Source organism: Nonomuraea sp. NPDC049152, from assembly GCF_040648355.1.
Taxonomy (GTDB): Bacteria; Actinomycetota; Actinomycetes; order Streptosporangiales; family Streptosporangiaceae; genus Nonomuraea.
Genome location: NZ_JBEZDO010000013.1, coordinates 18179 through 43705, shown reverse-complemented (window position 1 = coordinate 43705; position 25527 = coordinate 18179). Strand labels below are relative to the sequence as shown.

Below are 25527 nucleotides of genomic sequence, written 5' to 3'. Positions count from 1 at the left end.
CCCGCCGGGTCTTCACGGGTGCGGAACGGTCTGCCCGCAGCGGAGGCCCGCCTTCGCGGGACCGGCGGTCGCTCGGTGGTCAGCCGCTCCGGAGGCCGGAGGCGAAGTGCTCGCGCAGGTGCGGCACGAGCTCGCCGGCGCGCTCCTCCACGAAGAACAGCCTGCCGCCCTCGATCTCCACGACCTTCCTGACCCCCGGGATGGTGTCGCGCAGCCACCGCGCCCACCGCGGCTCGAAGAAGGGGTCGTCGGTGCCCCACACCACCAGCGTGGGTACGGCGAGCGCGGCCAGATCGGGCTCGATCGCGATGAGGTCCTTGGCGTCCAGCCCGGCCAGGAACCGCTCGAAGCCGCGTCCGCGCTCGGGGTCGCTGAAGATCGGCCGGAGGAACCGGTCGACCAGCGCCTGGGGGTCGCCGATGCGCTCGTAGCTCGCGCCGAAGGCGCTCCGCACCACGAGCGCGGGCTGCTCGATCAGCGTCTCGATGAGTGGCGCGAGCTCTCCCCGCTCCGCGAGCTCGACCGTGGGCTTGAACGCCTCGGGCGGCAGGTTGTCGTGCACGTCGCAGTTGGTCAGCGTGAGCGTGCGCAGCCGTTCGGGATGCCTGACCGCGAAGACCTGCGCGATGGCGCCGCCGCTGTCGTTGGCGACGAGGTCGACCGTACCGAGGTCGAGGTCGGCGCATACCTCCTCGATCACCTCGGCCAGCGAGGGGAGGGACAGGTCGTCCCTCGCCTCGCTCCGCCCGTGCAGGGGCAGGTCGAAGGCCACGCACCTGCGCTCGGCGCGGAGTCCGGCGATGGCGTTGGCCCACAGGCTCGAGTTGGTGCCCGCCCCGTGGACGAACAGGGCGACAGGCCCCTGCCCTTCGTCGATGTAGGAGATTCCGTGGCGAGTTCTCATAGTCTCCTCCATTACAGACCGACTGTCGGTCTAGAAAATAACCGACCGTCGGTCGGTTGTCTAGAGTGTTGGCATGAACCTCAAGGCAGAGCGCGGCGCCGCCACTCGCGACAGGGTCCTTGCCATCGCCACCCGCCTGTTCGCCGAGCACGGGTACGACGGCACCTCGATCGAGATGGTCCTGCACGAGTCGGCCCTGAGCAGGGGCGCGCTCTACCACCACTACGCGGGCAAGGACGCCCTGTTCGAGGCGGTCCTCGAGGCGGTGGAGACGAGGGTCGGCCACGAGATCGCCGAGGCGGTGAAGGGCGCGGCCGACGCGGAGGAGGCGCTGCGCCAGGGCGCGCGGGCGTGGATCCGCCTGGCGAGCGAGCAGGTGATCCAGCGGATCGTCCTGATCGACGCCCCCTCGGTGCTCGGCTGGGAGAAGTGGCGCGAGGTCGAGGCCCGGCACGCCTTCGGCATGCTCAAGGGGGCACTACGGGCCACCAAGGCCGTCCAGGACGACCACCTGGAGGTCTACGCGCACATGCTGCTGGCGGCGATCAACGAGATCGCTTTGCTGGTGGCGCGGACGGGGAAGACGGAGAAGGCGGAACGGGCGGTCGAGGACTTCCTCACCCGCCTGCTGGCCGGAGCGCCGCCGCGCTGAAGGAGGGGCCCTGCATGTCGTTCACCGAGGAAGAGCTCGCCTACCTGCGCTCGCAGCCGCTCGCGCGCCTCGCGACCCGCTCCGCCGACGGGAGCCCGACGTCGTTCCCGTCGCGTTCGAGTTCGACGGGACGCACTTCTGGATCGGCGGCTCGGGGGAGACCGTCGTCGGCACCCGCAAGTTCCGCAACGTCGGAGCGGGCAACCACCAGGTCGCCCTGGTCGTCGACGACCTGGTCTCCTTCGACCCGTTCGTCGCGCGGGGCATCCGCGTCTACGGCCACGCCGAGCAGCCGGTCGAGCGGGTCGGCATGATCGGCCCCGGCCTCTTCCTGCGTATCACGCCGACGACCTCGTGGAGCTGGAACATGGCGGCCGAACCCGTCGGCGACACCTGGCACGAATCCCGGCGTGCCGTCCATTGAGGCAAACCGGCCGGCCACGCGGCCACCCCCTGCCCCGCGACGACCGACAGTTCGCCAACCCGCAGCACAAGCCCGTCGAAGCTCACGTGCGACGCCCGTCGCCTGGATGGGGGGTTGGCGATCGCGGTCAGCGTGGGCTGGTCAGGCTGGGATCGCGGCGTCGACTACTGCGGCGGCTACGGTGCGGGCTGCTGATTCGGCGCTGGGGTCGCGGTCCAGCCAGGCGCTGATCCCGGCACCGTCGTAGAGGAGTACCAGTTGCTGGGCGAGCGCCTTCGCGTCCTTGGCGCCTGCCTGCTGGGCGAGGTCGAAGAACAGGTCGCGAAGCCAGGTGCGGTAGTCCTGCGCGGCCTGTTCGACGACACCGCCAGGTGGGGCGTCGGCACTGGCGCTGATGAACGCGCAGCCGCGGAAACCGGGCTCGGTGAAGGACAGACCCTGTACCTCGAACGCGCCGACCAGGCGCTCTTTCGGGGTGTCGTACCGGGCTTCGAGTTCGCGTGTCATGCGCTCGGCGGTCGCGGTGTGCCGGGCCTGGAGGTAGGCGCGGACCAGGCCGTCCTTGCTGCCGAAGGCGCTGTACAGCGTTGCCTTCGCGACTCCGGCGTGCTCGATGACTCGGTCGATCCCGACCGAATGCACACCCTCGGCGTAGAACAGTTCGTTGGCGGCGGTTAGCAGCCTCGCCCGCGCTGCCGCGCTGCGTTCCCGCGGTGAGAGCGCCTTCTTGGACATACTCGCACGGTAGCAGACAGATCCGTCTGTCTTCAATCGACCGCAGGCTTTCATTGACACAGTCAGACGGGTCTGTCTAGATTGAAGTTGTTGCCAGACAGGCCGGTCTGGATAACAATTCCGAAAGGTGCATCCCATGTCCATGGAGCGCACAAACCTCGACCCGCACCCCCTCACCGCCCTGGTCACCGGGGCCACGTCCGGCATCGGCCGGGCGGTCGCCAAGCGGCTGGCCGCGGATGGAATGTCCGTCGTCGTGACCGGCCGCGACGCCCAGCGCGGCGCCGAGACCGTCAACGAGATCACCGCGGCCGGCGGCCACGCCCGGTTCGTCGAGGCGGACCTCGAGGACCCGGCCGGCATCGACCGGCTCGCCGCGGTGGTCGGCGAGATCGACGTCCTGGTCAACGACGCCGGCAGGCCGTCTGGGCGCCGACCGAGGACCTGAAGGTCTCCGACTACGACGCGATGTTCGCCAGCAACGTCCGGGCCCCGTTCTTCCTCGTGGCCGCGTTCGCCCCGGCGATGGCGGCGAAGGGATCGGGCAGCGTGATCAACATCGGCAGCATGGCCGGCAGCCTCGGCTTGGCCACCGGCGCCGCGTACGGCGCGACCAAAGCCGCGCTGGCGTCACTGACGCGAGGCTGGACGGCCGAGTACAGCGGCCGCGGCGTCCGCTTCAACACCGTTGCCCCGGCCCGGTCTACACCCGGGCCGCGGCCCGCGACCTGTTCGACGCGCTCGCTGAGACCACCGCGATGAAGCGCGCGGCCGAGCCCGCCGAGATCGCCGAGGTCGTCGCATTCCTCGCCTCGTCGAAGGCCGGCTACGTCACCGGTGCGACCGTCGCCGTCGACGGCGGCCGCACCGCCATCTGAACCTGCCTGCTCTGAGAGGACAACACTCATGACCAACACGGCAGGGCACGTTTGCCGACTCTCACGGTGCTGAGCGGTTCGCCACCGCCTGGCCATTCCTGGACCGCCTTGACCGCTCTCGTGCTATCTCGACACCATGCCGTCATGAGTGTCGGCCTCATCATCACGATGCCCCTCCGTCAGTGGGGTCTCGTCGACGCATGCATGGACCACGACGCCGACGTCGAGACAGTGGGCGGCGACCGCCGGCGGGCCGATCTTGCGCGCAGCGTCCGAAGGGCCGGTTGGGATCAGATCGCCCGCTGGACACCCGGTGTTCCCGGCTCCGGCACGTGGCCGCCGCCGGATGAGATCGTGAAACCCAAACTCACGATCGCCCAATGGCTTCTCACGGTCGACGTCCTCGAGCGCTGGGCGGCAATCGGTGAGCGGGCGGGACATCCCGACACGGCCGCTCGGCGTGAGCTTCGAGACCTGATCTTTTCTCGACTCCGAGCCCACGGCATCCAGATTCCGCCCGCCTGGGGCGCTTCTGGCGCTTCCTGATCGTTGCCGGCCGCTGTCGTCGAGTCGCAGGTCAACCTGGAGCGCCCAGGAGTGAAGCGAGGACGGACGACGTCGACGGTCGGGCCTGGACGTTGGGTGGACGGTGCAGAGCCAGGTGGTGGCGGCCGCCGCGTGCCGGCGGGGACGACTATCGTCGATCTCCCGTTAGCTTCCGCCGTCTCTGGCGGAGGAACGCGAACTGCAGCAGCAGCGCGGTGGCGCGCGGCAGCGGAGCGTGGACGAAGGACGGCAGCGACCGCATCACTTTCTCGCCCTCCACGACCATGAGCAGTTGCCCCGACTCCTGGTAGGCGGGCGGGCGGACGCCGAGTGATCGCAGCACCCGCGTGGTCTTCTTCCAGGCAGGGGAGTAGTCGCGCGCGCCCGCCATGGTCGCAGGCATCACGAAGACGCACTTGTCCAGCAGCCGGTTCTTGTGCAGCCACCTGATCTCCCAGAGCGTCCCGGCGAAGGCCAGCGGGACGATCACGATCAGCTCGGCCTGTCTGGCGAGCAGCTTGACCTTGTCCTGCCAGTCGTCCTCCGTGCATGCCACCTTGCCGGTGCCGGGGATGTCCCACGTGCGGTTGACCGGCCAGGTGTACACGCCTTCGGGCTGGGTGGACAGCAGCGTGCCCGGCCGGCCGAGCGCGATCAACGGCAGGTGGGCGGGAAAGCCGGCGGCCAGGATCGCCTCGAAGTCGGTCTGGATGTTGCCGGGCTGCTCGGTGGCGCTCGCCTGCACGCCCACGGCGTTGCTGGCCAGGTGGCCGGTCGTCGCGAACGGCCGCAGGTAGAGCGAGAAGCGCGGCGGTGGCCCTCCGGTGGGATCTTCGAGGAGGGCCATGATCCGCCCGGCCTGCCTGTCTCGTGAGGACTGCCGGCCACGGCTCTCCAGCCCGATGAGCGCGAACAGCGGAGCGAGGATGAGTGTGACCTGGAGAAATCCGCCCACGGTGGCGACGACCAGGAAGAGGACGATGTAGATCAGATGGCTGGGGATCCGCAGGAAGATCGACGGAAACGTGCCGATGAACTCCCAGCCATCGATGACCTTGGTCACCATCCATTTGTAGAGCTCGAGTGAGGCCGACCATAACGGCGACAGCATGAGCACCACGACCACCGTCCGCAGGATCGGCCCCGTGTGGACGGGCCGCAACGCCACGCCGGCCAGCGCCACCCCGGCCACCAGGAGGGGATGGTGGTCGAACAACAGACCTGCGGCGATCGCCGCCGCACTCGGCAGCGCCCAGTGAACCACGAAGAACGCCCTCAGAAGAGCAAGCCCCACACCCTCACTGTGCACCCTGAGCGCCGCAAGGCAAGAGAAGTCTGGAGGTAGGCGGCGAACGCGGCGACGGCCTGTCCCGTCCCTGCCTGCGCAGGTCGATCTCCTGCGGTGCGGGGCGCCTTGGTGGACGGGCCGTTCCGGTCGGCATGCGGCGCACTTGCCAAATCCTAGGGACCCAAGGTAAAAACTAGTCTTGTTAGTTCTAGTCGAATGGCTCTAGGAGAAGGACGGTGCACATGGCGCGGGCCGGGTTGACGGCGGATCGGGTGACGCTCGCCGGTGCCGAGCTGGCGGACGAGGTCGGGCTCGACCACGTGACCATGTCAGCGGTGGCGCGACGACTCGGGGTGAAAGACGCCAGCCTTTATGCGCACGTCCGCAACCTGGAGGACCTGCGCGGGCGGATCGCACTGCTGGCGGCGGACGAGAAGACCATCCGCATCGCGGAGGCCACGGCCGGGCGGGCCGGAAGGGACGCGCTGGTGGGGTTCGCGAACGCCTGGCGGAAGTACGCCCACGACCACCCGGGCCGGTACACGGCGACGCAGACCCCGATACAGATCGATCCCGAGCTCCTGGCCCAGGCGCTCGGGCCACGACGCGCGGTCGAGCTGACCTACAGCATGCTGCGCGCCTACGCACTGGACGAGCCTGACCTGACCGACGCGGTCCGACTGTTGCGCAGCATGATCCACGGCTTCATCGGCCTCGAGGCGGCGGGCGGGTTCGCGCACGCGCGTCCAGCCGAGGACTCCTGGATCCGCGGCCTCGATGCCCTGCACACCCTCCTGGAGCACTGGCCCGCACACCATGAAGGAGACCCGGCATGACCAGCCCGACCACCGGCCGCCTGCGCGTGGACGGCGCCACCCTGCACTACGAGGTACGCGGAAGGGGCCCACTCCTGCTGCTGATCCCCGGCGGCGCGGGCGGCGCGGCTTCCTTTGACGGCGTCGCCGACGACCTGGCCGCCGACTACACAGTCGCGGCCTACGACCCACGCGGCCTGTCCCGCAGCCCGCTGGACGACCTTGATGCCCAACAGCAGGTCGCGCAGCACGCCGACGACGCGTTCCGGGTGCTGGAGCTGCTGTCTCCAGACGCGCCCGCCCGCGTGGTCGGCTGCAGTTCGGGTGCGATCGTCGCACTGCACCTGCTCGCCACCCATCCCGAGCGGATCGAACGCGTCGTGGCGCACGAGCCGCCCGTGGTGGAGGTGCTGCCGGACGCCGTCGAGCATCGCGCGCTGCTCGCCCGTGTCCAGGACACGTTCCACCGGGACGGGCTGATGCCCGCGGCGGCCGTGTTCGCGGCAGGCCTCAGACGGCCCGGCGCCGATCCCGTCGACGCCCAGGCGGCAACCGAGCTACCGCCGCAGGTGACGGCGCGAGCTGAGCGGACGATGGCAAATATGCCCTACTTCATCGGGCGTATCGTGCCGAGCTTCATGGCCTACGCCCCCGACGTGGATCGCCTGAAGGCTCTGTCGGACCGGCTCGTGCTCGCGGGCGGAGCGGACTCGCGCGGCGAACTGCCGTACCGTTCCGCCGCCTTCCTGGCCGAGCGGTTCAGCACGGAGCTCATCCACTTCCCCGGCGGGCACACGGGCCTCAGCACGCACCCCGCCGAGTTCGGCGAGCTGCTCCGCAAGGTGCTGAGCGCCTAGCTCTCGACGATGGAAGTGCCCTGTGCCGATCGGCCACCACCGGCAGCTCGTTGCCGCCCGCGCCCGCGGTGGCCGGACCGCCGGGCTCGGTCATGTCGACCCCTGCGGTAGCACGTGCGCGGCATCTGGGCGAACCGGCCCGAATGACGTCAGGCCCGTCGGGCGCGCACGAACCAGACGTCCTGGATGATGGCCCGCAATCGGTCGGGCAGCGGCGGCAGCCAGTCGCAGCGGCCCTCGGCGATGTCGCCGTGCAGCGCCGCCTGCGCCAGCCAGCCGTAGGGCGCCAGCCACTCCACCGGGTCGTCGAACGAGCCGACGAACGGCGAGCCGCGCTCACTCATCTGCCGCAGGAAGTCCTGCCGGGCGGGATCGGTGAGGAACCGGTCGTGCGGCCCGTCGAACGTCAGGCGCGAGCCCTGCGCCGACATCGCGCTCATGGCCTCGGCCAGTGCCCGCCCCTGCGGCTTGGTGAGGTAGTAGAACAGCCCCTCCGCGATCCAGTGCACCGGCTGCCCGGGATCGAAGCCCGCGGCGAGCAGCGCGGCCGTCCAGTCGTCTTCGCGCAGGTCCGCCTCCACGACCTCGACCCGGCATCTGGCGGTGAACCCGGCCGCGCCGAGCAACTCCGCCTTGCCGGCGAGCTGGCCGGGCAGGTCGACCTCGAAGTAGCTGAAGCCCTGGTCGAGCGGCAGCCGGTAGGCGCGGGAATCGGTGCCCGAGCCCAGGCACACCGCCTGCCGTACGTCTGAGTCGAGCAGCGTCAGGTCGCCGAGCCGCCCTCTGATCGGCACCACCTCCGACGGCAGGCCCTTGCTGCGGATCTCGTCGTAGCTGGCCTCGGATTCCGAGGTGACGAAGGCGGCGGCGCAGGGATCGTCCAGGTATGCGTCCGCCTGAGCGCGCTCCCTGCACCGGATCACGGCCATCCAGTCGCTGGTGAGCATCACGGACCCGGCCCGCACCTCATCGTCCATCGAAACGCTCACCTTTCGCACGCGATTCTTGACTCAGAGTCATCATGCCTGATGGCGTCCCGCCTAACCTCCGGAGGGGTGCGAGCGGAGTCGCGGGCGGCCACGCACCCGCCCCGTGGAAGCCCACATCGCCGACCCCGAAGGCTTCGCCGTCGCGGGCTTTCCGATCAGTACGTCACGATGATCCGTCGAGCCGGCCCGTCGATGCGGACCCGACCCCCGTAGGGGATCACCAGTTGCGGGTCGGTATGACCGAAATCCACATCGAAGACCACCATCGCCTCGGGGGCATAGACGGACAGGGCCCGCAGGACGGCCTCGCGTTGTTGCTCGGCGTAGGCGGCCTTCTCGGCGGGGTCGTTCTGCCGCTGCAAGGACCAGGCTTTGGGGCGGGCGAACAAGATGGCGGGGAACTGCTGCAAGAGACCACGCTCACCCATGTTGCGCAGAATCCAGAAGACCTCGCGGGCCGAGGGCAACTCCTCACTGGTCTCCAGCAGAAGGATCATGCCCTGGTAGGTCTCGGCAGCTGGGATGTCCCGGTCGGCCATCAAGAGCCAGGACAGAATCTCCAGATTGCCGCCCCAGGTGGCTGACTCCACGACGCGGTCGGGACGGTGCCAAGACCATCCCGCGCAGGACTCCATGGGCGGGGCGGACTCGAATGACCTGGGATCCTGCCAGTCCATGTCGACATCGCCATATTCGACGCTCTGACTGAGTTCGAACTCACCAGAGGTGAACAGCGCGGCCCGCAACGAGTCCGCGCTCAGCGGATGCATCTGACCGCAGCGTCCGAACTGGCACATCACCGAGCCGCCGTGATAGCCGACAACGCCCAGGTTCCACAGGTAAGCCAGCAGATTGGTGTTGTCGCTGTAGCCGAAGAACGGCTTGGGATCGGCCCGGATCAACTCGCCGTCCAGATGCGGCGTCACGGTGATCTGATCCTCACCACCGATGCTGGCGATGATCGCCTTGATCTCGGGGTCACCGAACGCGGCGTTGATGTCGGCGGCCCGATCGATCGCCGTCGCGCCCATGCGCCGCGTGGTGGGATATTCCACCGGGATCAGGCCGAAGTCGTCGCGTAGTCGCTGGAGCCCTGCTTCGAAGGGGAGGGGAAACAACTCGGGCAGGCCGGCGGAGGCAGACAGCACCGCCACCTTGTCGCCGGGCTGGGGTTTGGGAGGGTAGACCAGCTCATGCATGCCCAGACCGTAGCAACGGGCCAGGAAAAGATCACTCCCGTTTCGGAAGCGATCTCCGCGCGCCTGCGCCGTTCCCAGGCATCACCCCCTGGTCGCGATCCCCGGCTGACCAGCAGGACCTGTGGAGCGTCAGGCCGTTCAGCGCGTGACGTCCCCGGTGCCGGAGAAGGTCTGCCGGTAATGTTCGGCCGCCTGCTCCATGTCGCGGCTGAGGAGCTCGAAGAAGCGGCTCGCGGTCCTGAGCCTGGTGCCGGCCGGGGTTTGCACACCGAGGACGTCGACGCCTTCCCGGACGGTATCGGCCCACAGCGCCATCGACCGGGTGCCCACCAACCACGCGCGGTACCAGACGTCAGTGTCGATGGAGTACCGCTCACGCCGGTTGTCCCGCTCGCGTTCGACGAGTCCCACTCGCTCGAGCCAACCGACGCCCTTGGAGATCGACGCGGGGCTGACCCGCAGCCGTTCAACCAGGTCGGCGACGGTCATGCTGCCGGCATCGCTGGTGAACAGGCAGACCATCACCCTGGCCGCCATCGGCGGAACCCCTGCCAGCACCCCGGTGAGTTTCTGCTCGAATTCCCGTACCGCCTGAGGGTCACGCCCTTCGGCGTCCGCGGTGGCCGGCACACCCAGTGGCGGCTTCGGCCGGCGGCGGGCGCGCCATCCGGTCGCCTGCTGCGCCCGCGCCGCGCGGTAGCCATGGGGGCCGCCGTTGCGTGCGATCTCGCGGCCGATGGTCGACCGCGGCCGCGCCAGGCGGCGGGCGATCTCCGCGTAGGTGAGCCCTTCCGCCAGCCCTTCGGCGATCTTGCGGCGGTCCTCGAACGTCAGGTGGCCTCCCGGCATGCGTCCTCCCGGCCCTTTCCTCGTCGCGCCGGCACAAGTATGTCTCCGGGCCTGCTCGATTGCGACACCGTAGGGAGGACTGTTGCATTTGCTGACAAGGTCGTTGCGCCAGTCTCATGCCTCTGAGCTGCGACAACGGCATTCCTAACTTGCCGAATCCGTGAACGCATCCGTAGCTTTCCCTATGCGTGAACGATGGCCGTTCTCGCGGAGAGAACCGACATGACCCAGCCACATCCGGCGCCCGCGCTGCCGACCGAGCGCGCCACGGAGCGCCCCTCCGATCCTCCTCCCGGACGCGCACAGCTCCGCGAAGAGCGTCCGCTGAGCTATCGGACGCTCTGGAACGGCCCTCCTGCGGACCCCGCCCTTCGAGTCGCAAGGAGACCCCTGGCATGGCTGCCAAGATCTGCCTCGTGACCGGCGCCTCATCCGGCATCGGCCACGCCACCGCACTCGAGCTCCTGCGCGCCGGCCACATCGTGTACGGCGCGGCGCGGCGCGTGCACAAGATGGCGGCGATCAGCGAAGCGGGAGGTCACGCCCTGCCGATGGACGTGACCAAGGAAGAAGACCTCCAGCGGGTCGTCCGTACCATCCTGGACGAACACCAGCGGATCGACGTCCTGGTGAACAACGCGGGAGCCGTCGTACACGGCGCGGTCGAGGACACGCCCCTGGAGATGGCGCGCGACCAGTTCGAGGTCAACCTGTACGCACCGGCCCGGCTGATCCAGCTTGTCCTGCCGCGGATGCGGCAACGGCGATCGGGCACGATCGTCAACGTGTCCTCGATCGGCGGCGAGCTCGCCTTGCCGCTCGGCGCCTGGTACTACGCCTCCAAGCATGCCCTGGAAGCCTTCTCCGACACGCTCCGCATGGAGACAGGACAGTTCGGCATCGACGTCGTCGTCGTCCAGCCCGGCATCATCAAGACCGATTTCGAGGCCGGGACCGCCCGGCAACTGCGGGAGATCTCTGGAAACGGGGCCTACCGGCAGATGGCCGAGGTCATGGCACGCGCGGCCGAGGTGTCGGTGAGCGAGAGCGACCAAGCCTCGGACCCCGGAGTCGTCGCGACGGCGATCCGGGAGGCCATCGAGTCGCCCCGGCCGGAAACCCGCTACGTCGTGGGCTGGCAGGCCGAAAATCTTCTCAGCCTCAAGAGGTTCCTCCCGGACCGCGAATTCGACGCACGAGTGACCGGCCTCGCTCGATGAGCCCAATAGCGACACAGGCCCCGCGGTCCTGACCGAAGCGCAGGACCGGGGGCGGTTTCCCCCCGACGCCGGCCAGGCCGTCCTTGTCCTGACGCGCTCCGGCACCTTCACCCGCGATGAGAGCGAGCGTCGCCTCCTCGCCATGCTCGAACAGACCCGCTATCGGAGACACCCATGACCCCTGCCATCGCCACCTCCGGGCTCGTCAAGGCCTTCGGGCCGACACGCGCCCTCGACGGGCTCGACCTCACCGTAAGCACCGGCGAGGTGCACGGCTTTCTCGGCCCGAACGGAGCGGGAAAGTCCACCACCATCCGCATCCTGCTGGGCCTGATGCGAGCCACCTCCGGCAGCGCCAGGCTGCTGGGCGGCGACCCATGGGCCGACGCCGTCGCGTTGCACCGGCGGCTGGCGTACGTGCCGGGCGATGTGGAGCTGTGGCCCAACCTCACCGGAGGAGAGGCCGTCGACGTGCTGGGCCGCCTACGCGGCGGGCTCGACAGAAGGCGCAGGGACGAGTTGATCGAGCGGTTCGAGCTCGATCCGAAGAAGAAGGCGCGGACCTACTCCAAGGGCAACCGCCAGAAGGTCGCCCTCGTCGCCGCCCTCTCCGCCGACGTGGAGCTGCTGATCCTGGACGAGCCCACGAGCGGGTTGGACCCGCTGATGGAGGCGGTGTTCCAGCAGGTCGTCGCGGAAGCCAAAGCCACCGGCCGCACCATCCTGCTGTCCAGTCACATCCTCGCCCAGGTCGAAACCCTCTCCGACCGGATCACCATCATCCGGGAGGGGAAGGTCGTGGAGTCGGGGACCCTGGCGCAGATGCGGCACCTGACCCGGACGACGATCGTGGCCGACACCGCCACCCCGGTCAACGGCCTCGACCTGCTGCCCGGCATCCACCATGCGAAGACCGAGGGCCGAAGCGTGCGGTTCAGCGTGGACACCGAACACCTCGACGCCGCTGTCCGGCACCTCACCGGTTTCGGCATCCACTCGCTGGTCAGCCACCCGCCGACGCTCGAGGAGCTCATGCTCCGGCACTACGGGATCAAGGAGGCGGCATGACCGCCACGCTTTCCCCGGCGCGCGGCCGTACCGGATCGAGGGCGGCGAGCAGCCACCTGACCGGCACCGGCGCCATGGTACGGCTGGCGCTGCGCCGCGACCGGATCAAGCTGCCCATCTGGGTGCTCGCCATCACGGTCCTCGTCCCGCGCTTCTACTACGCAGCCGTGACCACGGTCGTCCCGACGCCGGAGGCCATGGCCGAAGCCGCGCAGATGATCCGAGTTTCGTTCATGAGGGTGCTTGCCGGGCCCCTCTTCGGCGAAGTCACCTCGCAGAGATACTTCCTCGCCGCCTACTGGGTCGAGTTCCTGCTGGCCGCCGCGCTGATGAACACGCTGCTCATCACCCGGCACACCCGGGCGGAAGAGCAGACAGGCCGGGCCGAACTCATCAGGGCGGCCGTCGTGGGCCGGCATGCCCAGCTCACCGCGGCACTGATCGTCGCTTCGATCGGCAACGCCGTCCTCGCGGTCTTCACCGCGGCCGCGGCGATCAGCATAGGGTTTCCCACCGGCAGCGCGCTGCTGTTCGGCGCGTCCCTCGCCGCGGCCGGGCTGGTGTTCGCCGCGGTCGCCGCGGTCACCGCCCAGATCACCGGGCACCCAAGAGGCGCCAGCGGGCTCGCGGGCGTAGCCCTCTTCGTAGCGTGGATCCTCCGTGGCGCGGGAGCGATGCAGAGCCAGGAGGGCGGTCCGCTGTTCTGGCTGTCCCCGATCGGCTGGTCACAGCAGACCCGGGTGCTGACCGACGAGCGCTGGTGGCCGCTCGGCATCTCCGCTCTTGTCACCGGGCTCCTGGTCGCGGGCGCCTACGCCCTGGCGGGCCGCAGGGATCTCGGTGCCGCCTTGGTGGCCCCGCGTCCCGGCCGGGCCTCGGCACCTTCTTGGCTGCGCTCGCCGTTCACGCTCGCTCTGCGGCTCCAGCAGGCAGCCATCGGCTGGTGGGGAGCCGCGTTTCTCGCCGTCGGCCTCGTCCTGGGCGGCATGACCGGCGGCATGTCGAACACCGATCTCCCCATCTTCGCCGGGGCGGACTTCGGGCGAGCCTGGGTCAGCCTCATGGTGTTCACCGGCTCCCTCTACACCGGTGTCTTCGCGGTCCTGTCGGTCGTCCGGCTCCGGGCGGAGGAGGTGCGCGGCCGTATCGGTCCAGTGCTGGCAGGGCCGACCGGCAGATCGACGTGGCTCGGGTCGTCCCTGCTGATCTCCGCGCTCGCCGCGGTCACACTGCTGGCGGTGTATGGCGCCGCGCTCGGCGTCGGCGCCGCCGTATCCACCGGCGATGTCGGCCTCGTCGGCGAGGTCATCTGGGCGAGCCTGATCCGCATCCCGGAGGTGCTGGTGCTGCTCGCCGTCCCCGCCGCGCTGCTCGGGCTCGCCCCGCGGGCCATCAGCGTGGCCTGGGCCGTGCTCGTGTACAGCGGGTTCGTCCAGATCCTGGGGTCCTACTGGGGCGTGCCGGGATGGCTGGTGAACACGTCGGTGCTGTCCCACCTTCCGTGGCACCCGTTGGGGTCGTTCGCCCCGGTGGCCACGGTGGTGCTGCTCGCACTCGCCGCGGCGCTGACGATCCTCGGCCTGTACGGCTTCCGCCGCCGCGACCTCGCCTCGGACTAGGATGCCGCCGGTGCCGACGACCGATCGCCACCCGACGGCAAGTCGACCACCACGTCCTGGCCCGGCTCGGCGAGCCGGGAGATCAACGCCGCCACCAGTCGTCGAGTGGGGTGACCGGAACCGCCCGCTTGTGCCGGGTCGCGAGGTAGAGCGCCTCCACCTTCGCCGCCAGGTCCGGCGTGACGTCGAGACCTTCCAGATAGTCGTCGATCTGGGTGTACGTCAGGCCGAGCGCCACCTCGTCCGGAAGCGCGGGCCGGTCGTCCTCGAGGTCGGCGGTCGGCACCTTCTCCCAGACACTCGGTGGTGCGCCCAACTCCTGCAGCAGGGCGGCGCCTTGGCGCTTGGTCAGTCCGGTCAGCGGCGTGATGTCGACACCGCCGTCGCCGTACTTGGTGAAGAACCCGGTCACCGCCTCGGCCGCGTGGTCGGTGCCCACGACGAGCAGGCTCAGCTGACCGGCGATCGAGAACTGGATCACCATGCGTTCGCGGGCCTTGATGTTGCCGCGCACGAAGTCCCGCAGCTTGGGCTCATCGCCCAGCAGCTCCCGCAAGCCGAGCGCCGCCTCGGCGGCGACGGCGTCCGTGCTCGGCTTGACGTTCACCGTGATCGACCGGTCGGGCCGGATGAACTCAAGCGCGATCTGCGCGTCGTGCTCGTCGGCCTGCACGCCGTAGGGCAGCCGCACCGCGACGAAGGTGGCCTCATGCCCCTCGGCACGCAGCTCCTCACTGGCGAGCTGGCACAACCTGCCGGTCAGCGTGCTGTCCTGGCCGCCACTGATCCCGAGCACGTAGCCCTTGGCCGGGGTCGACCGCAGGTAGTCCTTGAGGAAGTCGACCCGTTGCCGAATCTCGACTTTGGGGACAATGGTCGTCTTGACGCCAAGTTCAGCGAGAATCTGCTCCCGTAGGTTCGCCATTCCACGTACTGTACTGGCCGGAATCGACCCGCCGTCCGACCCTCTGCCGGCGGCGGCTGCCTTGACCACCTGACAAAGCACTCCTAGTACGGCAGGTAGTAAGTGAGCACATCGGCGGTGAGTGGCGGGAAGAGCGCCTGGAACAGCTCCTCCTCCCCGGCGTAGACGTCGGGCCTGATCCGGGTCAGCCCCTCGATTCCGTGCGGGCCGAACAGCAGGGCGGGCAGGTGGTCAGGTGCCACTCCGGCGCCTCCCACGGCTCCAGGCCCCTGCATCGCGCCGCCGGTGACGACCTCGCCGAGGCCGTCGGCGTGGACCGGGATCCGATAGTGGGCGCCGAAGGTGGAGATGACGATGTCGCGGCCGGTGCGATCCACCCCGGCCGTGGTGAGGCGGTGCCAGAGCAGCGGCCGCAGCCGGTCGAGCAGCGCCGCGACGTCCGGGATGCGGACGTAGTACTGCTCCGCCTGCGCGCGCGGTTCGTGGTCGAGGAACTCCTGCCAGGCGGCGGCGGTCACGGTGCCGGTCCGATGGACGACTCGCGGCCGGCTGCCGGGTACCAGGGCGGCGACACCGCGCAGCAGGTCCCGTGCCGCCGTCTCGTCGAGTGCGGCGGCCTCGGCCAGCAGCACCTGGTCGTCGGGTGGCGTGGTGCGTCCGGTGGCGACGACGGTGTCGCCGTCCTCCAGGACCCAGACGGTGCTCGCCTCGTGCGCCGGCAGCCATCGCCAGCATGCCGCCGAGTGTGGCATTGCCACGTCGAACCCGTTCTGGGCCGTGTCCTGCAGGGCTGCCATGGCGGGGATGTCGGAGGGCAGGGCGGCGCGGAGCGCGGGTGTTCCCTCTCCGGGCGGTGGGGTGTGCACGGTCAGCGCCGGAGGTATGTCGATGGCGTACTCGTAGCCGAACAGCCGGTAGAAGTACGGGATCCCGATCATCGTCTGGATGACGTGGCCGCGGGCGGCGGAGCGGTCGTGTGCCCATCGCATGAGCGCCCGTACGAGTCCGCGTCCTTCGTACTCCCGGTCGGTGGCGACCAGTTCGACCTGGCCGGCGGGCAGGTGGACGCTGCCGACGCGTACTTCTTCGTCGAGGAGCGTCGCGGTGGAGACGACCCGGTCGCCGTCGACGACCACGGCGCAGGCCGACCAACCGGCGTCCGGGTCTGTGACGACCAGCCGGTGGTCGAGGGCGTCGGCCGGTTCACCCCGTTCGGCGAGGAGCATGCCGATCTGGTCGAGGTCTGCGGGCTGTGCCTGTCGCAGGACGAGGCCGTCGGCCAGTGAGATGGCTGCGGAGGAGGCTGCGGTCGTGGTCACTGCGGGACTATCGCATCGCCTGGGCCGCCTCGTCCATCGGGTTTCCGCCGGGTGGCGGCGGCGCTCGACACAGGGCAGGTTCCCCTCAGCCCCCGCGGTACGGCCCGCACCTCGCCGCGTGCTCTACCGGGCCATGGCGCATCGCCATCCGGTCGTCTGGATCCCGCGTATCGAGCAGCACGGAGCGACCTCCTGGAGACGCTGACCGGGGATACGCGTCGGTAGCCCACGGTCGCCCGTACGGCGTCACCTGCCGAGGTGGAGGGTCTCCTCAGGAAACAGCCCCGCCCCGTCGTGGGAGGGCGGGGCGGCTTGTTCGCCTAGAGATAACGGCCGCAGGGGAGGTACCCCCACTCGTAGCTCCAGCACATGTTCACCACGAAGGGCCTGCCGTCCTCGTAGTAGACCTTGTCGCCGGAGTGCCACTCCTGCTCGTCGTTCCAGTGGTCACCCCACTGGGGCTGGGCGTGGGCCGGAGCGGCGACCGCGCCGCCGATGGCGGTGGCGGCGGCCAGCCCGATCATGAGCGCGGCGATCCGCTTCTTGGTCCTGGAGAACTGCAACGGAGATCACTCCACATCGTCGTCGTGGACTTCGGACATCACGCAGTCCACTACGACGAACTAGGAGGTCACTTGGAGCTCGGTTGGATCACGTCAGGCGCGACACCCTCGCCGGGGACGAGCACCAGCCAGAGAGATCATCACTCAGCCTCCGCGACGGTCTCCTGCGCGTAGAGCCTGGAATAGCGGTTGTAGAGGCCAGTGGGCACCAGATAGGCGTTGATGGCGACCTGTATCAGGAGCAGGAAGACGCCGTACTGCACGGCGCCGAGGCCAAGCACGACGTCGACCGGCAGCGTGTAGGCCATGACGATCCGCACGGCGGCGTCGAGCAGCAGGCCGGTGCCGTAGATCACCGTCACCACCCGCCAGATCCTGCGGAAGGCGGGCAGCCGCTCCCACAGCACGTCCCACGATTCGCGGTTCGGGCCGATGCGCCCCTCCAGCAGGAAGCGGGACAGAGTGAAGGCCAGCGGCCGGTCGCCGCGGGTGGTGGCCAGGAACCAGAGCCCGGCCACCGCGGTGAACCAGCCGTCCTTGGCCAGCAGGAGGCGATCGTCGTGGACGAGCAGAGACACCGCGGCGCTACCCAGAATCATCGCCGTCATGAACAGGCTCAGACCGTCGGGCCGGCGCCGTCGTACCAGGGCCAGGACGATGCTCAGGCCGGGGACGAGCGAGCTGACCAGCAGCGCGCCGTGGTCGCTGACGCCGCTGGCGCGCAGCAGGTAGTACAGGCCGATCGGTACGGCGATGTCCACCGCCGCGACCAGCAGTCCCCTCGACCGAGGGCTCATCGTGCGGCCCCGGTGGCGCGGGCGAAGAGCTCGGCCAGTTCGTCGGCGTACTCGGCCAGGTCCGCGTCCGGATCCGCCTCCAGCAGGAACGGCAGGCCGTCGAGCGCACGCTGGATCGCCATCGCCATCACCCGGGTGCTGAACGGGCGGAACGCTCCAGTGTCCTCGCCCCAGGAGAGCAGCCGCTCGATGTGGGCCAGGGCCGACAGGTCGGTGGCGGCGTCCCGGGCGGACGTGCCGCCCTCCGGCCGGAAGTTGAGGAAGATCTCCGTGGCGGCGCGCATCTCGGCGCGGTGGTCGCCGATGTACTCCACCAGCGAGCGGATGTAGGTGTCGAGGGCCGCCGCGGGTGTGGTCTGGGCGCCGACCCTGGAGGTCATGAAGGCCGCCAGGTCGGCGTAGACCGTGGTGAGCACCTGGCCGATCAGCTCGTCCTTGCCGTCGAAGTGGTAGGAGATCATCCGGGTGCTGCTCAGCCGGGCGCGCTCGGCGATGCGGGCGAAGGACGCCTGGTGGTAGCCGAGCTCGGCGATCGTCTGAATCGCGGCCGTCACGATCTGCTGCCGTCTGGCGGAGCTGGTGACCGAGCCCGCCTTTCTTACTTGCATGAGTAATTTTTAACTCATCCGAGTAAGGCGGGCAAGTGCCCTGTCGTACCGGCTCGATTGTGGCGACGTCTGCGTCACCACCCGCCCTGGCAACGAGCCGGCTCGCGGAGGCGCAGTAGGACGACCTGCCATCTGCCGGCGCCTGGTCGAGGCGCTGGCAGACGTGATGATGCCGGTTCGCCCACGTCGTCATGAGCGCTCTGAGGATCAAGGAGGAGGGCGGCCGCACAGTGCTGACCTGCTCGGACAGGGGCTGGCGCACGGCGCTGCCGTCAGGGGTCAGAAGGCTCGTCGTTGTCTACCGACGGAGAACGACGAGCCGAGGACTCGTCGCGAGGCCCTGAAGATCATCGAATGGCAGGCGAGCCGCCTAACTCGTCCGGACCGGCTTCCAGCGGTAAGCGTCCGTCCAGAAGACACATTTGAGCTTGCGACTGTGCGGGGCGTGGTTCATCGAGTAGCCGTAGGCCCCGCGCTGCTCCTTGGAGCAGGTGAGGTGCTCGCCGACACAGTCCCAGTGGTTCTTGTGCTTGTAGTAGTACCGGTTCTTTGGCGGGTTCTTCTCGTTACAGTACGGCCGCGCCGTGGAGGCCGCAGAGGCGGTAGGGGGAAGCGCGGTCAGCAGAAGGGAGGCGATGGCGACGGTCGCCGCGAAGATCGGTCTCATGGTTCCTTGCACAGAGGGACGAAGGAGCGAGCATGATCAGCTCGTCGCAGGAGTCTAAAACGGTCGGACTTGTCCTGCCATGCCCGAGCGATCCCGGCAAGCAGACGCCGCGCCTCAACGACCTCACCACCTGGCGCCAACAAACCCCCGACGAACCAGCGGGCGCGACCTCTCGCAGGAGCTTCGGGAGTCCTGGGCCGTGAAACGGGTACTTTCGCATCATTCCCCTCACAGGTGACAGCGTCGTGACCAGGGAGGCGAAACGATGGCGACACGGCATTCGTTCGGAGGCGGCTCGGGAGTGTTCCGGCGCAAGCCGGTGGAGCAGATCGCCAGCGAACACGAAGGAGAACTGAAGCGGACGCTGGGCCTGTGGCAGCTCACCGCGATCGGCATCGGCGGCATCATCGGCGCGGGGATCTTCGCGCTCGCGGGCGCGGTCGCCAACCAGACGGCCGGGCCTGCCGTGCTCGTCTCCTTCCTCATCGCCGGCGTGGCCAGCGCGGCCGCGGCGTTGTCCTACGCGGAGTTCGCCGGGCTCATCCCGAAGGCCGGATCCGCCTACACGTACGGCTATGCCGTCCTGGGCGAGCTGACTGGATGGTTCATCGGCTGGGACCTCTTGCTGGAGTACACCGCCATCGTCGCGGTCGTGGGGATCGGCATCTCCGGCTACTTCGGGTTCCTCGTCGGAAATCTGGGCATTCATCTGCCCGAATGGATGCTGGGCGCGCCGGGCACCGGGCCGGGTCGGGTGGTGGACCTGTTCGCGGTGGTGTTGTGCCTGTTCATCGCGTTCATGCTCAACCTCGGCATCAAGGCCGCCGCGCGGTTCGAGACCTTCGTCGTCGGGCTGAAGGTGGCGGTGGTGCTGCTGGTGATCGTGGTCGGCTTCTTCTACATCAACCCGGCCAACTACACCCCGTTCTTCCCGTTCGGCGTGGGCGGCGCGATCACCGGCGCGGCCACGGTGTTCTTCGCCGTCTTCGGGTACGACGCGATGAGTACGGCCGCCGAGGAGTCCAAGGACTCCCGGCGCCACATGCCCAAGGCGATCATCTACTCGCTGGCCATCTCCATGGTGCTGTACGTCCTGGCCACGCTGGTGCTCACCGGCATGCAGAACTACCGGGAGATCGACCCCGAGAGCGGGTTCTCCTCGGCGTTCGCCTCGGTCGGGCTGTCCAAGCTGGCCGGCGTCATCGCGGCCGGCGCGATCGTCGGCATCCTCACCGTCATGTTCACCTTCATGCTCGGCGTCACCCGCGTGTGGTTCGCGATGAGCCGTGACGGGCTGCTGCCGCACTGGTTCGCCAAGCTCCACCCGGTGCGCCGTGTGCCGACCCGTATCACCTGGATCGTCGGCGTGATCTCCGCCATCATCGCCGGATTCCTGCCGATCCGAGAGGCGGCCGAGCTCACCAACATCGGCATCCTGCTGGCCTTCGTCGTGGTGTGCATCGCCGTCATCGTCCTGCGGTACCGGCAGCCCGACCTGCCCCGGACCTTCCGCACGCCCGGCATGCCGGTGGTCCCGGCCATCGGCGTCGTCTTCGCGATATGGCTGATCACCTTCCTGAGCCCGGCGACCTGGCTGCGCTTCGCGGTCTGGTTCGTGCTCGGGTTGATCATCTACTTCGCCTACGGCTACCGCCACTCCGAGATGAACCGTCAGCAAGCGCCGTGACGCCCCGCAGCTCACGGTCAGCACACCCCTGCGGCGTACCAGCCCTCTTCCCTCGCAGGGAGCGCGACCCGTGCCGGCTCGGCGAGCCGCCCCTCGACGTCGCCCGCACGCCGCGTGCCCGGCCCGCCTCATCCACCCGGTGTCAAACCGTGGCCATGAGGGACCGGGCACGACGGCGTTGACCTGTACGGCGGGGCCGCGTTCGACGGGCAGCTGCATCTGCCGGAACCGCCTCAAGCACTGAGCCGCATCCTGTCAGGACTTCTTGGTCGGCGCGGCATTCGGCCGTTGGCGTCCTTGCATCAGCCAATCGGCAAGGTGAGCGGTAAGTGCGTGCAGCGCTGCCATCGCGGCTGTCACCAGCTCCTCCTTGGGAGGATCATCGCCCTCTGCCAACTCCAGTGCTCGCCTCAAATCGCCGATCTCTTGGGAGAACGCGTTACCTGTCTTCCGGCCGAGAGAGAACAGGGCGATCTCGGCCTTCAACGCGTTGACCGTCCAATCCTTGCCGTCTGTTATACGCGGTAACGCAGCGCCGTCGTCGAGGGCCTTGGTCAGCTGTATGTCTATGTCGGCCAAGAGGAGAAAGAACTCGATCGCGCTTGTCCGGGCTTCGATCTCGAGCGCGGCTTGCCTCTCGTACCGCCTTGTCGCTGCCACGACGGCCCATGCGGTCATCGCCGCTACGATGCCGCCGATGACCGCCGAAAGCGCGCCCTGTAACAGGTTCGCCAACCAGCCCTGCATTCGCCACTCCCTCCGGCACCTCGTGACGACAGGTGCCGGAACCTATTAACTACGGCGGCCCTTTCGAGATCAACCAATGTGCGGCAGACCGACCCCAACTGTGGTCGATCGCCAGGCGTCATCGTGAGTCTCGTAGCTGAGGTTGTGCGACTCCTCCGGACTGAGCACTGATCATGCCCGGCCGGTGCTGGTCTTGGGGGTGGCGGGCATCGCAGGGTCACTGCTGGCGGTCCAGGTGGCCTGCCTGGCAGAGCCGTTCGGCAGGAGCCCCGGGACCGCTCAAGGCCGTAGCGCCTTGAGGACGAGGCCGACCAGCGCGTCGGCGTACTCGGGGGTCAGCGGGCCCGTGCGCAGCAGCCAGCGCTGGTAGAGGGGGGCGTACATCAGCTCGAGCGCCAGGTCGAGGTCGGCGTCCGCGGCGATCTGCCCAGCCCGCTGCGCGCTGCGCAGCCGGGCCTTCTTGGCCTCGTGGACGGGACCCGCCAGCTTCTCCCGGTACTGCGCGGCAAGGTCGGGATCGTTGATGATCTCGGTGTTGAGCGCTCGGATCGGCGCCTCGAACGCCGGATCGGCGAACTCGGCCACCGTCGCCCGCATGACGACCTGCAGATCGGCCTCGATGTCGCCCGTGTCAGGCAGCGCCATGCCGTCCTGTGGACCTGACTCGCTCAGCGCCAGGATGGAGTCGAAGACCACCGCACCCTTGGAGGGCCACCAGCGGTAGATCGTCTGCTTGCCCACGCCGGCGCGCGCGGCGATCGCCTCGATCGACAGCTTGGCGTATCCCACCTCGGAGACCAGCTCGCGGGCGGCGGTGAGGATGGCCTGTCGCGACCGCTCGCTGCGGCGCGCGGGGTTCGGCTGCTTGGACATGCGGTCGAGCTTACCATGCAAACGAGACGAGGCGGTTCGTCTTGACGTGAATGCGAGCGAGACGTATCGTCTCGTCTCGCAAGTTGTCGCTCAAGGAGGTGGGAGTCTTATGACTCGGGTATGGCTCATCACGGGTGCGTCGAGGGGACTGGGCCGGGCGTTCGCGGAGGCGGCGCTGGAGGCCGGGGATCGCGTCGTGGCCGCCGCGCGGGACGTCGAGCCGCTGGCTGACCTGGCACAGAAATATCCGGACGATCTCGTACGGCTGCCGCTCGACGTGTCCGACCGCGCCGCCGTACAACAGGGCGTGGACCGGGCGGCGGCCGCGTTCGGCCGGCTCGACATCGTGGTCAACAACGCCGGCGGGCTGCTGCTCGGCATGATCGAGGAAGCCACGGAGGAGCAGATCAGGGCCCATCTCGACGTGAACCTGTTCGGCGCGATCTGGGTCGCCCAGGCCGTCGTCCCGCACCTGCGGGCGCAGGGCTCGGGCCACATCCTTCAGGTCACGTCGATGGGCACGGGCGGTGGCTTCGCCTCGACCGGCTTCTACGCGGCCGGTAAGTCCGCGCTCGACTCGATCAGTCAGGCGCTGGCCATGGAGGTGGAGCCGTTCGGCATCAAGGTCACCATCGTCCAGCCGGGAGGCTACAGCACCGCGTTGTTCACCACGGGCACCACCGCAACCGAGGCCGACCCGGCCTACGAGCCGCTGCGGGCCAGGCTGGCCGAGATGTGGGGCGAGGACGCGGGACCCGACCCGAGCACCGCCGCGCCCGTCGTCATGGAGCTGGTCGACCTGCCGGAGCCGCCCCTGCGACTGATCGTCGGCGGCCATTCCTACGATCTGGTCCAGGAGATGGATCGGGCCCGCGCCGCGGAATACCGCGCCTGGGAACACCTCAGCCGCAAGGCACCGGGCTGAACCGAAATGGCGCCGTAGCCCATGCGGGTGATCGTGACGCCGGCCTCATCGTGCTGGCCACCGCCAGGCGCCGCACGCTCGGCAGGTGAGCGTGGGGTTACGCTGGAGTGGTGGGGACCCGTACGGCGGCGGTCCTCATGACCGCCGTGTTGCTGACGGCCGCGTGCGGAGCGCAGGGGGACGGCTCGGTCGGCGCGCTCCGCGCCGAGCCGGCGTCCTCCGCCGCCGTGGCGACGGTTCCCGACGCGCTGAAGTTCACCGCCAGGACTCTGGACGGCAAAGCCTTCAAGGGCGAGAGCCTGGCGGGAAAGCATGTGGTCTTCTGGTTCTGGGCGCCGTGGTGCGTGGACTGCCGCGACGAGGCGCCGGCGGTCAGGGCGGCCTCGGCGAAGTTCCGTGACGTCGCCTTCATCGGTGTCGCGGGCCTTGACACCGAGGCGGCGATGAAGGAGTTCGTCCAGAGCACCAAGACCGGCACGATCGTGCAGCTCTCCGACGACAAGGGTGTGGTGTGGACCAAGTTGGGGGTCAGTGAGCAGTCCACCTTCGTGTTCATGAGGCCGGACGGCTCGACCGGGCGGGAATGGGGGCCGCTCACCACCGAAGAGCTGACCGGTTATGTCACGACGCTGCTGGCCGGCTAGCACGACGTCCCCGCCGGGACCGCGACGGTGGTGAACGCCGACCTGCCGCTCGCGCTCGCCCTCACCGCGGGCACCCTGGCCGCGTTCAACCCGTGCGGCTTCGCCCTGCTCCCGGCCTACCTGACCATGCTCCTCGCCGACGACGCGGGCGCTCGCTCCGGCCCGGTGACGCGGGCGCTCAAGCTCTCGGCCGCGATGACGGCCGGGTTCGTCACCGTCTTCGGCCTGTCCGGCCTGGTCCTCACCCCGCTGGCGGTGTCGGTCGGGGAGTACCTCCCCTGGCTGACGATCGTGATCGGCGTGGCCCTCGCCGCCCTGGGGCTGTGGCTGCTGAGCGGCAGAGAGCTGTCGCCGCGCACGCCGAAGCTCGCCACCGGCCGCCCGGCGATGTCGATGGGATCGCTGTACGGGTATGGGCTGTCCTACGCGGTGGCCTCGCTGTCGTGCACGGTCGGACCGTTCCTCGCTGTCGTCTCCTCCGCCCTGGTCGGCGGCGGGGTGCTCGGCGGGCTGGCGGCCTTCGTGGCGTACGCGCTCGGCATGGGGCTGGTCGTCGTCCTGCTGTCGCTGGCCGTCGCGCTGGCCAGGGGCGCGGTCGTGGGCGGACTGCGGCGGATCCTGCCGTACGTGTCGCGGATCGGCGGCGGCCTGCTCCTGCTCGCCGGGCTGTACGTCGCCTACTACGGCTGGTACGAGCTGCGCGTTTTCGCGGGTGCCTCGACCGGCGATCCGATCGTCGGCGCCGTGAGAGCCGTCCAGCGAACGGTGGCGGGATGGGTCGCGGTCATGGGCGCCGGCTGGATCGCCGCCGCGCTGGCCGTGGCCGTGCTCGCCGCGTTCGGGCTGGGGCGCAGCCGTACCGGATCACGCGGGAAATAGCGCGGCACGCCCGTCCGGGTGGGGTGAGACGGTGCTCACCCGCTCGCGCCCGGGCTCGCAGGACCGGCGTCCCCTGCCTGCTCGTGCACCATGTACTGCGCGTACCAGTCCGGCCAGTCCGGGTCGGGGTGCCCGATCTCCGCCTCATGGCGGCCGTGCGCGGCCTCCGCGCGGCGCAGGGCCTCGGCCAGATCGGCCGCGGAGTCAAAGGTCACGTGCATCTCGGTACTCCTCCTGCGGGACAGCCGCCCGGCCGCCACGCTCCGGCCCGGGGTCAGCGGCCCGGAAGGCGGGTGGTGATCTCCTGGAGCATCCAGGCGTTGCCATCGGGGTCACTGAACGGGGCAAAGGAGCCGTAGCTCGTGCGGTCCGGATCCGGGCCTGACACCCGTCCCTCGGTCCCGGCGTGGTGCCACACCCCGCCCGCGTCATGGAACACCTCACCCACGTTGGCCCCGCGGTCGATGAGCTCGGATCGCGCCGCTTCGATGTCGTCGACGATCAGGTACAGGCCCTGCATCGAGCCCGGCGCGGCCGAGGTGATCCCGGTGCCGAAGATGACCGAGCACCCCGAGCCGGGGGGAGTGAGCTGCACCACCCGGAAGTCCTCGCCGGCGGCGAAGTCGGCGTCCTCCCGCCACCCGAGCGCCTTGTAGAAGTCCTTGGATCGGTCCACGTCGGCGACCGGCACCACCACGACCTCGAGCTTCATGTCCACGGCGTCGATTCCTCCCCGTTCGATGCCGGTGGCCTGCGTACGCCACCGGGGCTGCTGTCGTGCCGTGGGGGGTCCTGCCTTCTACACTCGCGTCCCTCACCGGCGAAGTCCAGGAGCGGCAGCTTCAACTAT

28 protein-coding genes and 3 pseudogenes are annotated in these 25527 nt (G+C 69.2%); 14 read left to right on the top strand and 17 right to left on the bottom strand.

Annotation, left to right across the window (positions count from 1 at the left end; translation table 11 throughout):
- Window positions 1–79: 79 nt before the first annotated feature.
- The gene (locus AB0B45_RS23800; protein WP_358134081.1) at window positions 80–904 is read right to left on the bottom strand and encodes an alpha/beta hydrolase; all 825 of its coding nucleotides are present in this window, start codon (window positions 902–904) and stop codon (window positions 80–82) included.
- A gap of 73 nt (window positions 905–977) precedes the next feature.
- Between AB0B45_RS23800 and AB0B45_RS23795 the strand changes: the two genes are divergently transcribed.
- Window positions 978–1556: a TetR/AcrR family transcriptional regulator gene (locus tag AB0B45_RS23795; RefSeq protein WP_358134079.1), complete on the top strand. Its 579-nt coding sequence runs from the start codon at window positions 978–980 to the stop codon at window positions 1554–1556.
- Window positions 1557–1566: 10 nt separating this feature from the next.
- Window positions 1567–1980, top strand: a complete 414-nt coding sequence (locus AB0B45_RS23790) for a PPOX class F420-dependent oxidoreductase (protein WP_358134525.1) — start codon at window positions 1567–1569, stop codon at window positions 1978–1980.
- A gap of 141 nt (window positions 1981–2121) precedes the next feature.
- Here the strand turns inward: AB0B45_RS23790 and AB0B45_RS23785 are convergent, their stop codons facing one another.
- Window positions 2122–2715: a TetR/AcrR family transcriptional regulator gene (locus AB0B45_RS23785; RefSeq protein WP_358134076.1), complete on the bottom strand. Its 594-nt coding sequence runs from the start codon at window positions 2713–2715 to the stop codon at window positions 2122–2124.
- Between the two features lie 142 nt (window positions 2716–2857).
- On the opposite strand from AB0B45_RS23785, the gene AB0B45_RS23780 reads away from it, so the two are divergent.
- From AB0B45_RS23780 to AB0B45_RS23770, 3 genes and pseudogenes are all read left to right on the top strand, one after another.
- On the top strand, window positions 2858–3163 hold the full coding sequence (locus AB0B45_RS23780) for an SDR family NAD(P)-dependent oxidoreductase (protein WP_358134073.1): 306 nt from the start codon (window positions 2858–2860) through the stop codon (window positions 3161–3163).
- Window positions 3164–3183: 20 nt separating this feature from the next.
- A pseudogene (locus AB0B45_RS23775) lies at window positions 3184–3593 on the top strand (SDR family oxidoreductase).
- Window positions 3594–3737: 144 nt separating this feature from the next.
- Window positions 3738–4139, top strand: a complete 402-nt coding sequence (locus tag AB0B45_RS23770; protein WP_358134070.1) for a hypothetical protein — start codon at window positions 3738–3740, stop codon at window positions 4137–4139.
- Window positions 4140–4287: 148 nt separating this feature from the next.
- On the opposite strand, the gene AB0B45_RS23765 is transcribed toward AB0B45_RS23770, so the two are convergent.
- Window positions 4288–5433: a hypothetical protein gene (locus tag AB0B45_RS23765; RefSeq protein ID WP_358134067.1), complete on the bottom strand. Its 1146-nt coding sequence runs from the start codon at window positions 5431–5433 to the stop codon at window positions 4288–4290.
- A 236-nt stretch (window positions 5434–5669) separates the two neighbouring features.
- Here AB0B45_RS23765 and AB0B45_RS23760 point away from each other — a divergent pair, with 236 nt between their 5' ends.
- Complete coding sequence (locus AB0B45_RS23760) at window positions 5670–6263, top strand: WHG domain-containing protein (protein WP_358134522.1); 594 nt, start codon at window positions 5670–5672, stop codon at window positions 6261–6263.
- A complete protein-coding gene (locus AB0B45_RS23755) occupies window positions 6260–7099 on the top strand; it encodes an alpha/beta fold hydrolase (protein ID WP_358134065.1) in 840 nt (279 codons plus the stop codon). The genes AB0B45_RS23760 and AB0B45_RS23755 overlap by 4 nt, the downstream gene beginning before the upstream one ends.
- A gap of 149 nt (window positions 7100–7248) precedes the next feature.
- Here AB0B45_RS23755 and AB0B45_RS23750 read toward each other — a convergent pair whose 3' ends face one another.
- The 4 genes and pseudogenes from AB0B45_RS23750 to AB0B45_RS23735 form a co-directional block, all read right to left on the bottom strand.
- Window positions 7249–8076, bottom strand: a complete 828-nt coding sequence (locus AB0B45_RS23750) for an SAM-dependent methyltransferase (RefSeq protein WP_358134062.1) — start codon at window positions 8074–8076, stop codon at window positions 7249–7251.
- 167 nt (window positions 8077–8243) lie between these two features.
- On the bottom strand, window positions 8244–9287 hold the full coding sequence (locus tag AB0B45_RS23745) for a S66 peptidase family protein (protein ID WP_358134059.1): 1044 nt from the start codon (window positions 9285–9287) through the stop codon (window positions 8244–8246).
- A 138-nt stretch (window positions 9288–9425) separates the two neighbouring features.
- Window positions 9426–9824: pseudogene (locus AB0B45_RS23740) on the bottom strand (winged helix-turn-helix domain-containing protein); the annotation flags it as partial.
- Window positions 9825–9926: 102 nt separating this feature from the next.
- A pseudogene (locus tag AB0B45_RS23735) lies at window positions 9927–10136 on the bottom strand (helix-turn-helix domain-containing protein); the annotation flags it as partial.
- Between the two features lie 395 nt (window positions 10137–10531).
- Between AB0B45_RS23735 and AB0B45_RS23730 the strand changes: the two are divergent.
- The 3 genes from AB0B45_RS23730 (at window position 10532) to AB0B45_RS23720 (ending at window position 14043) form a co-directional block, all read left to right on the top strand.
- Window positions 10532–11356, top strand: coding sequence for an oxidoreductase (locus tag AB0B45_RS23730; protein WP_358134057.1), 825 nt, complete (start codon window positions 10532–10534; stop codon window positions 11354–11356).
- A gap of 174 nt (window positions 11357–11530) precedes the next feature.
- A complete protein-coding gene (locus AB0B45_RS23725) occupies window positions 11531–12424 on the top strand; it encodes an ABC transporter ATP-binding protein (RefSeq protein WP_358134055.1) in 894 nt (297 codons plus the stop codon).
- A complete protein-coding gene (locus tag AB0B45_RS23720) occupies window positions 12421–14043 on the top strand; it encodes a hypothetical protein (protein ID WP_358134052.1) in 1623 nt (540 codons plus the stop codon). The genes AB0B45_RS23725 and AB0B45_RS23720 overlap by 4 nt, the downstream gene beginning before the upstream one ends.
- Window positions 14044–14125: 82 nt before the next feature.
- On the opposite strand, the gene nadE is transcribed toward AB0B45_RS23720, so the two are convergent.
- The 6 genes from nadE to AB0B45_RS23690 all read right to left on the bottom strand — a co-directional run bounded on the left by nadE (window position 14126) and on the right by AB0B45_RS23690 (window position 18922).
- Complete coding sequence (gene nadE / locus AB0B45_RS23715; protein ID WP_358134049.1) at window positions 14126–14968, bottom strand: ammonia-dependent NAD(+) synthetase; 843 nt, start codon at window positions 14966–14968, stop codon at window positions 14126–14128.
- A gap of 83 nt (window positions 14969–15051) precedes the next feature.
- Window positions 15052–16287 (bottom strand): GNAT family N-acetyltransferase, encoded by a 1236-nt coding sequence (locus AB0B45_RS23710; protein ID WP_358134047.1) that lies wholly within the window; start codon window positions 16285–16287, stop codon window positions 15052–15054.
- Between the two features lie 320 nt (window positions 16288–16607).
- A complete protein-coding gene (locus AB0B45_RS23705) occupies window positions 16608–16850 on the bottom strand; it encodes a hypothetical protein (RefSeq protein WP_358134044.1) in 243 nt (80 codons plus the stop codon).
- Window positions 16851–16990: 140 nt separating this feature from the next.
- Complete coding sequence (locus AB0B45_RS23700; protein WP_358134042.1) at window positions 16991–17647, bottom strand: VC0807 family protein; 657 nt, start codon at window positions 17645–17647, stop codon at window positions 16991–16993.
- Window positions 17644–18255 (bottom strand): TetR family transcriptional regulator, encoded by a 612-nt coding sequence (locus AB0B45_RS23695; RefSeq protein ID WP_358134040.1) that lies wholly within the window; start codon window positions 18253–18255, stop codon window positions 17644–17646. The genes AB0B45_RS23700 and AB0B45_RS23695 overlap by 4 nt, the downstream gene beginning before the upstream one ends.
- A 370-nt stretch (window positions 18256–18625) precedes the next feature.
- A complete protein-coding gene (locus tag AB0B45_RS23690; protein WP_358134038.1) occupies window positions 18626–18922 on the bottom strand; it encodes a hypothetical protein in 297 nt (98 codons plus the stop codon).
- A gap of 265 nt (window positions 18923–19187) precedes the next feature.
- Between AB0B45_RS23690 and AB0B45_RS23685 the strand changes: the two genes are divergently transcribed.
- Window positions 19188–20609: an amino acid permease gene (locus AB0B45_RS23685; RefSeq protein ID WP_358134035.1), complete on the top strand. Its 1422-nt coding sequence runs from the start codon at window positions 19188–19190 to the stop codon at window positions 20607–20609.
- 255 nt (window positions 20610–20864) lie between these two features.
- On the opposite strand, the gene AB0B45_RS23680 is transcribed toward AB0B45_RS23685, so the two are convergent.
- Both AB0B45_RS23680 and AB0B45_RS23675 read right to left on the bottom strand, forming a co-directional pair.
- The gene (locus AB0B45_RS23680) at window positions 20865–21356 is read right to left on the bottom strand and encodes a hypothetical protein (protein WP_358134032.1); all 492 of its coding nucleotides are present in this window, start codon (window positions 21354–21356) and stop codon (window positions 20865–20867) included.
- A gap of 279 nt (window positions 21357–21635) precedes the next feature.
- On the bottom strand, window positions 21636–22229 hold the full coding sequence (locus AB0B45_RS23675; RefSeq protein ID WP_358134029.1) for a TetR/AcrR family transcriptional regulator: 594 nt from the start codon (window positions 22227–22229) through the stop codon (window positions 21636–21638).
- A 109-nt stretch (window positions 22230–22338) separates the two neighbouring features.
- Between AB0B45_RS23675 and AB0B45_RS23670 the strand changes: the two genes are divergently transcribed.
- The 3 genes from AB0B45_RS23670 (at window position 22339) to AB0B45_RS23660 (ending at window position 24677) form a co-directional block, all read left to right on the top strand.
- Window positions 22339–23154 (top strand): SDR family NAD(P)-dependent oxidoreductase, encoded by an 816-nt coding sequence (locus tag AB0B45_RS23670; protein ID WP_358134026.1) that lies wholly within the window; start codon window positions 22339–22341, stop codon window positions 23152–23154.
- Window positions 23155–23264: 110 nt separating this feature from the next.
- On the top strand, window positions 23265–23798 hold the full coding sequence (locus AB0B45_RS23665; protein WP_358134024.1) for a redoxin domain-containing protein: 534 nt from the start codon (window positions 23265–23267) through the stop codon (window positions 23796–23798).
- A gap of 27 nt (window positions 23799–23825) precedes the next feature.
- Window positions 23826–24677, top strand: a complete 852-nt coding sequence (locus AB0B45_RS23660; RefSeq protein WP_358134021.1) for a cytochrome c biogenesis protein CcdA — start codon at window positions 23826–23828, stop codon at window positions 24675–24677.
- A gap of 35 nt (window positions 24678–24712) precedes the next feature.
- Here the strand turns inward: AB0B45_RS23660 and AB0B45_RS23655 are convergent, their stop codons facing one another.
- Window positions 24713–24898 (bottom strand): hypothetical protein, encoded by a 186-nt coding sequence (locus AB0B45_RS23655; RefSeq protein ID WP_358134018.1) that lies wholly within the window; start codon window positions 24896–24898, stop codon window positions 24713–24715.
- A 53-nt stretch (window positions 24899–24951) separates the two neighbouring features.
- On the bottom strand, window positions 24952–25389 hold the full coding sequence (locus AB0B45_RS23650) for a VOC family protein (protein ID WP_358134519.1): 438 nt from the start codon (window positions 25387–25389) through the stop codon (window positions 24952–24954).
- Window positions 25390–25527: the final 138 nt, after the last annotated feature.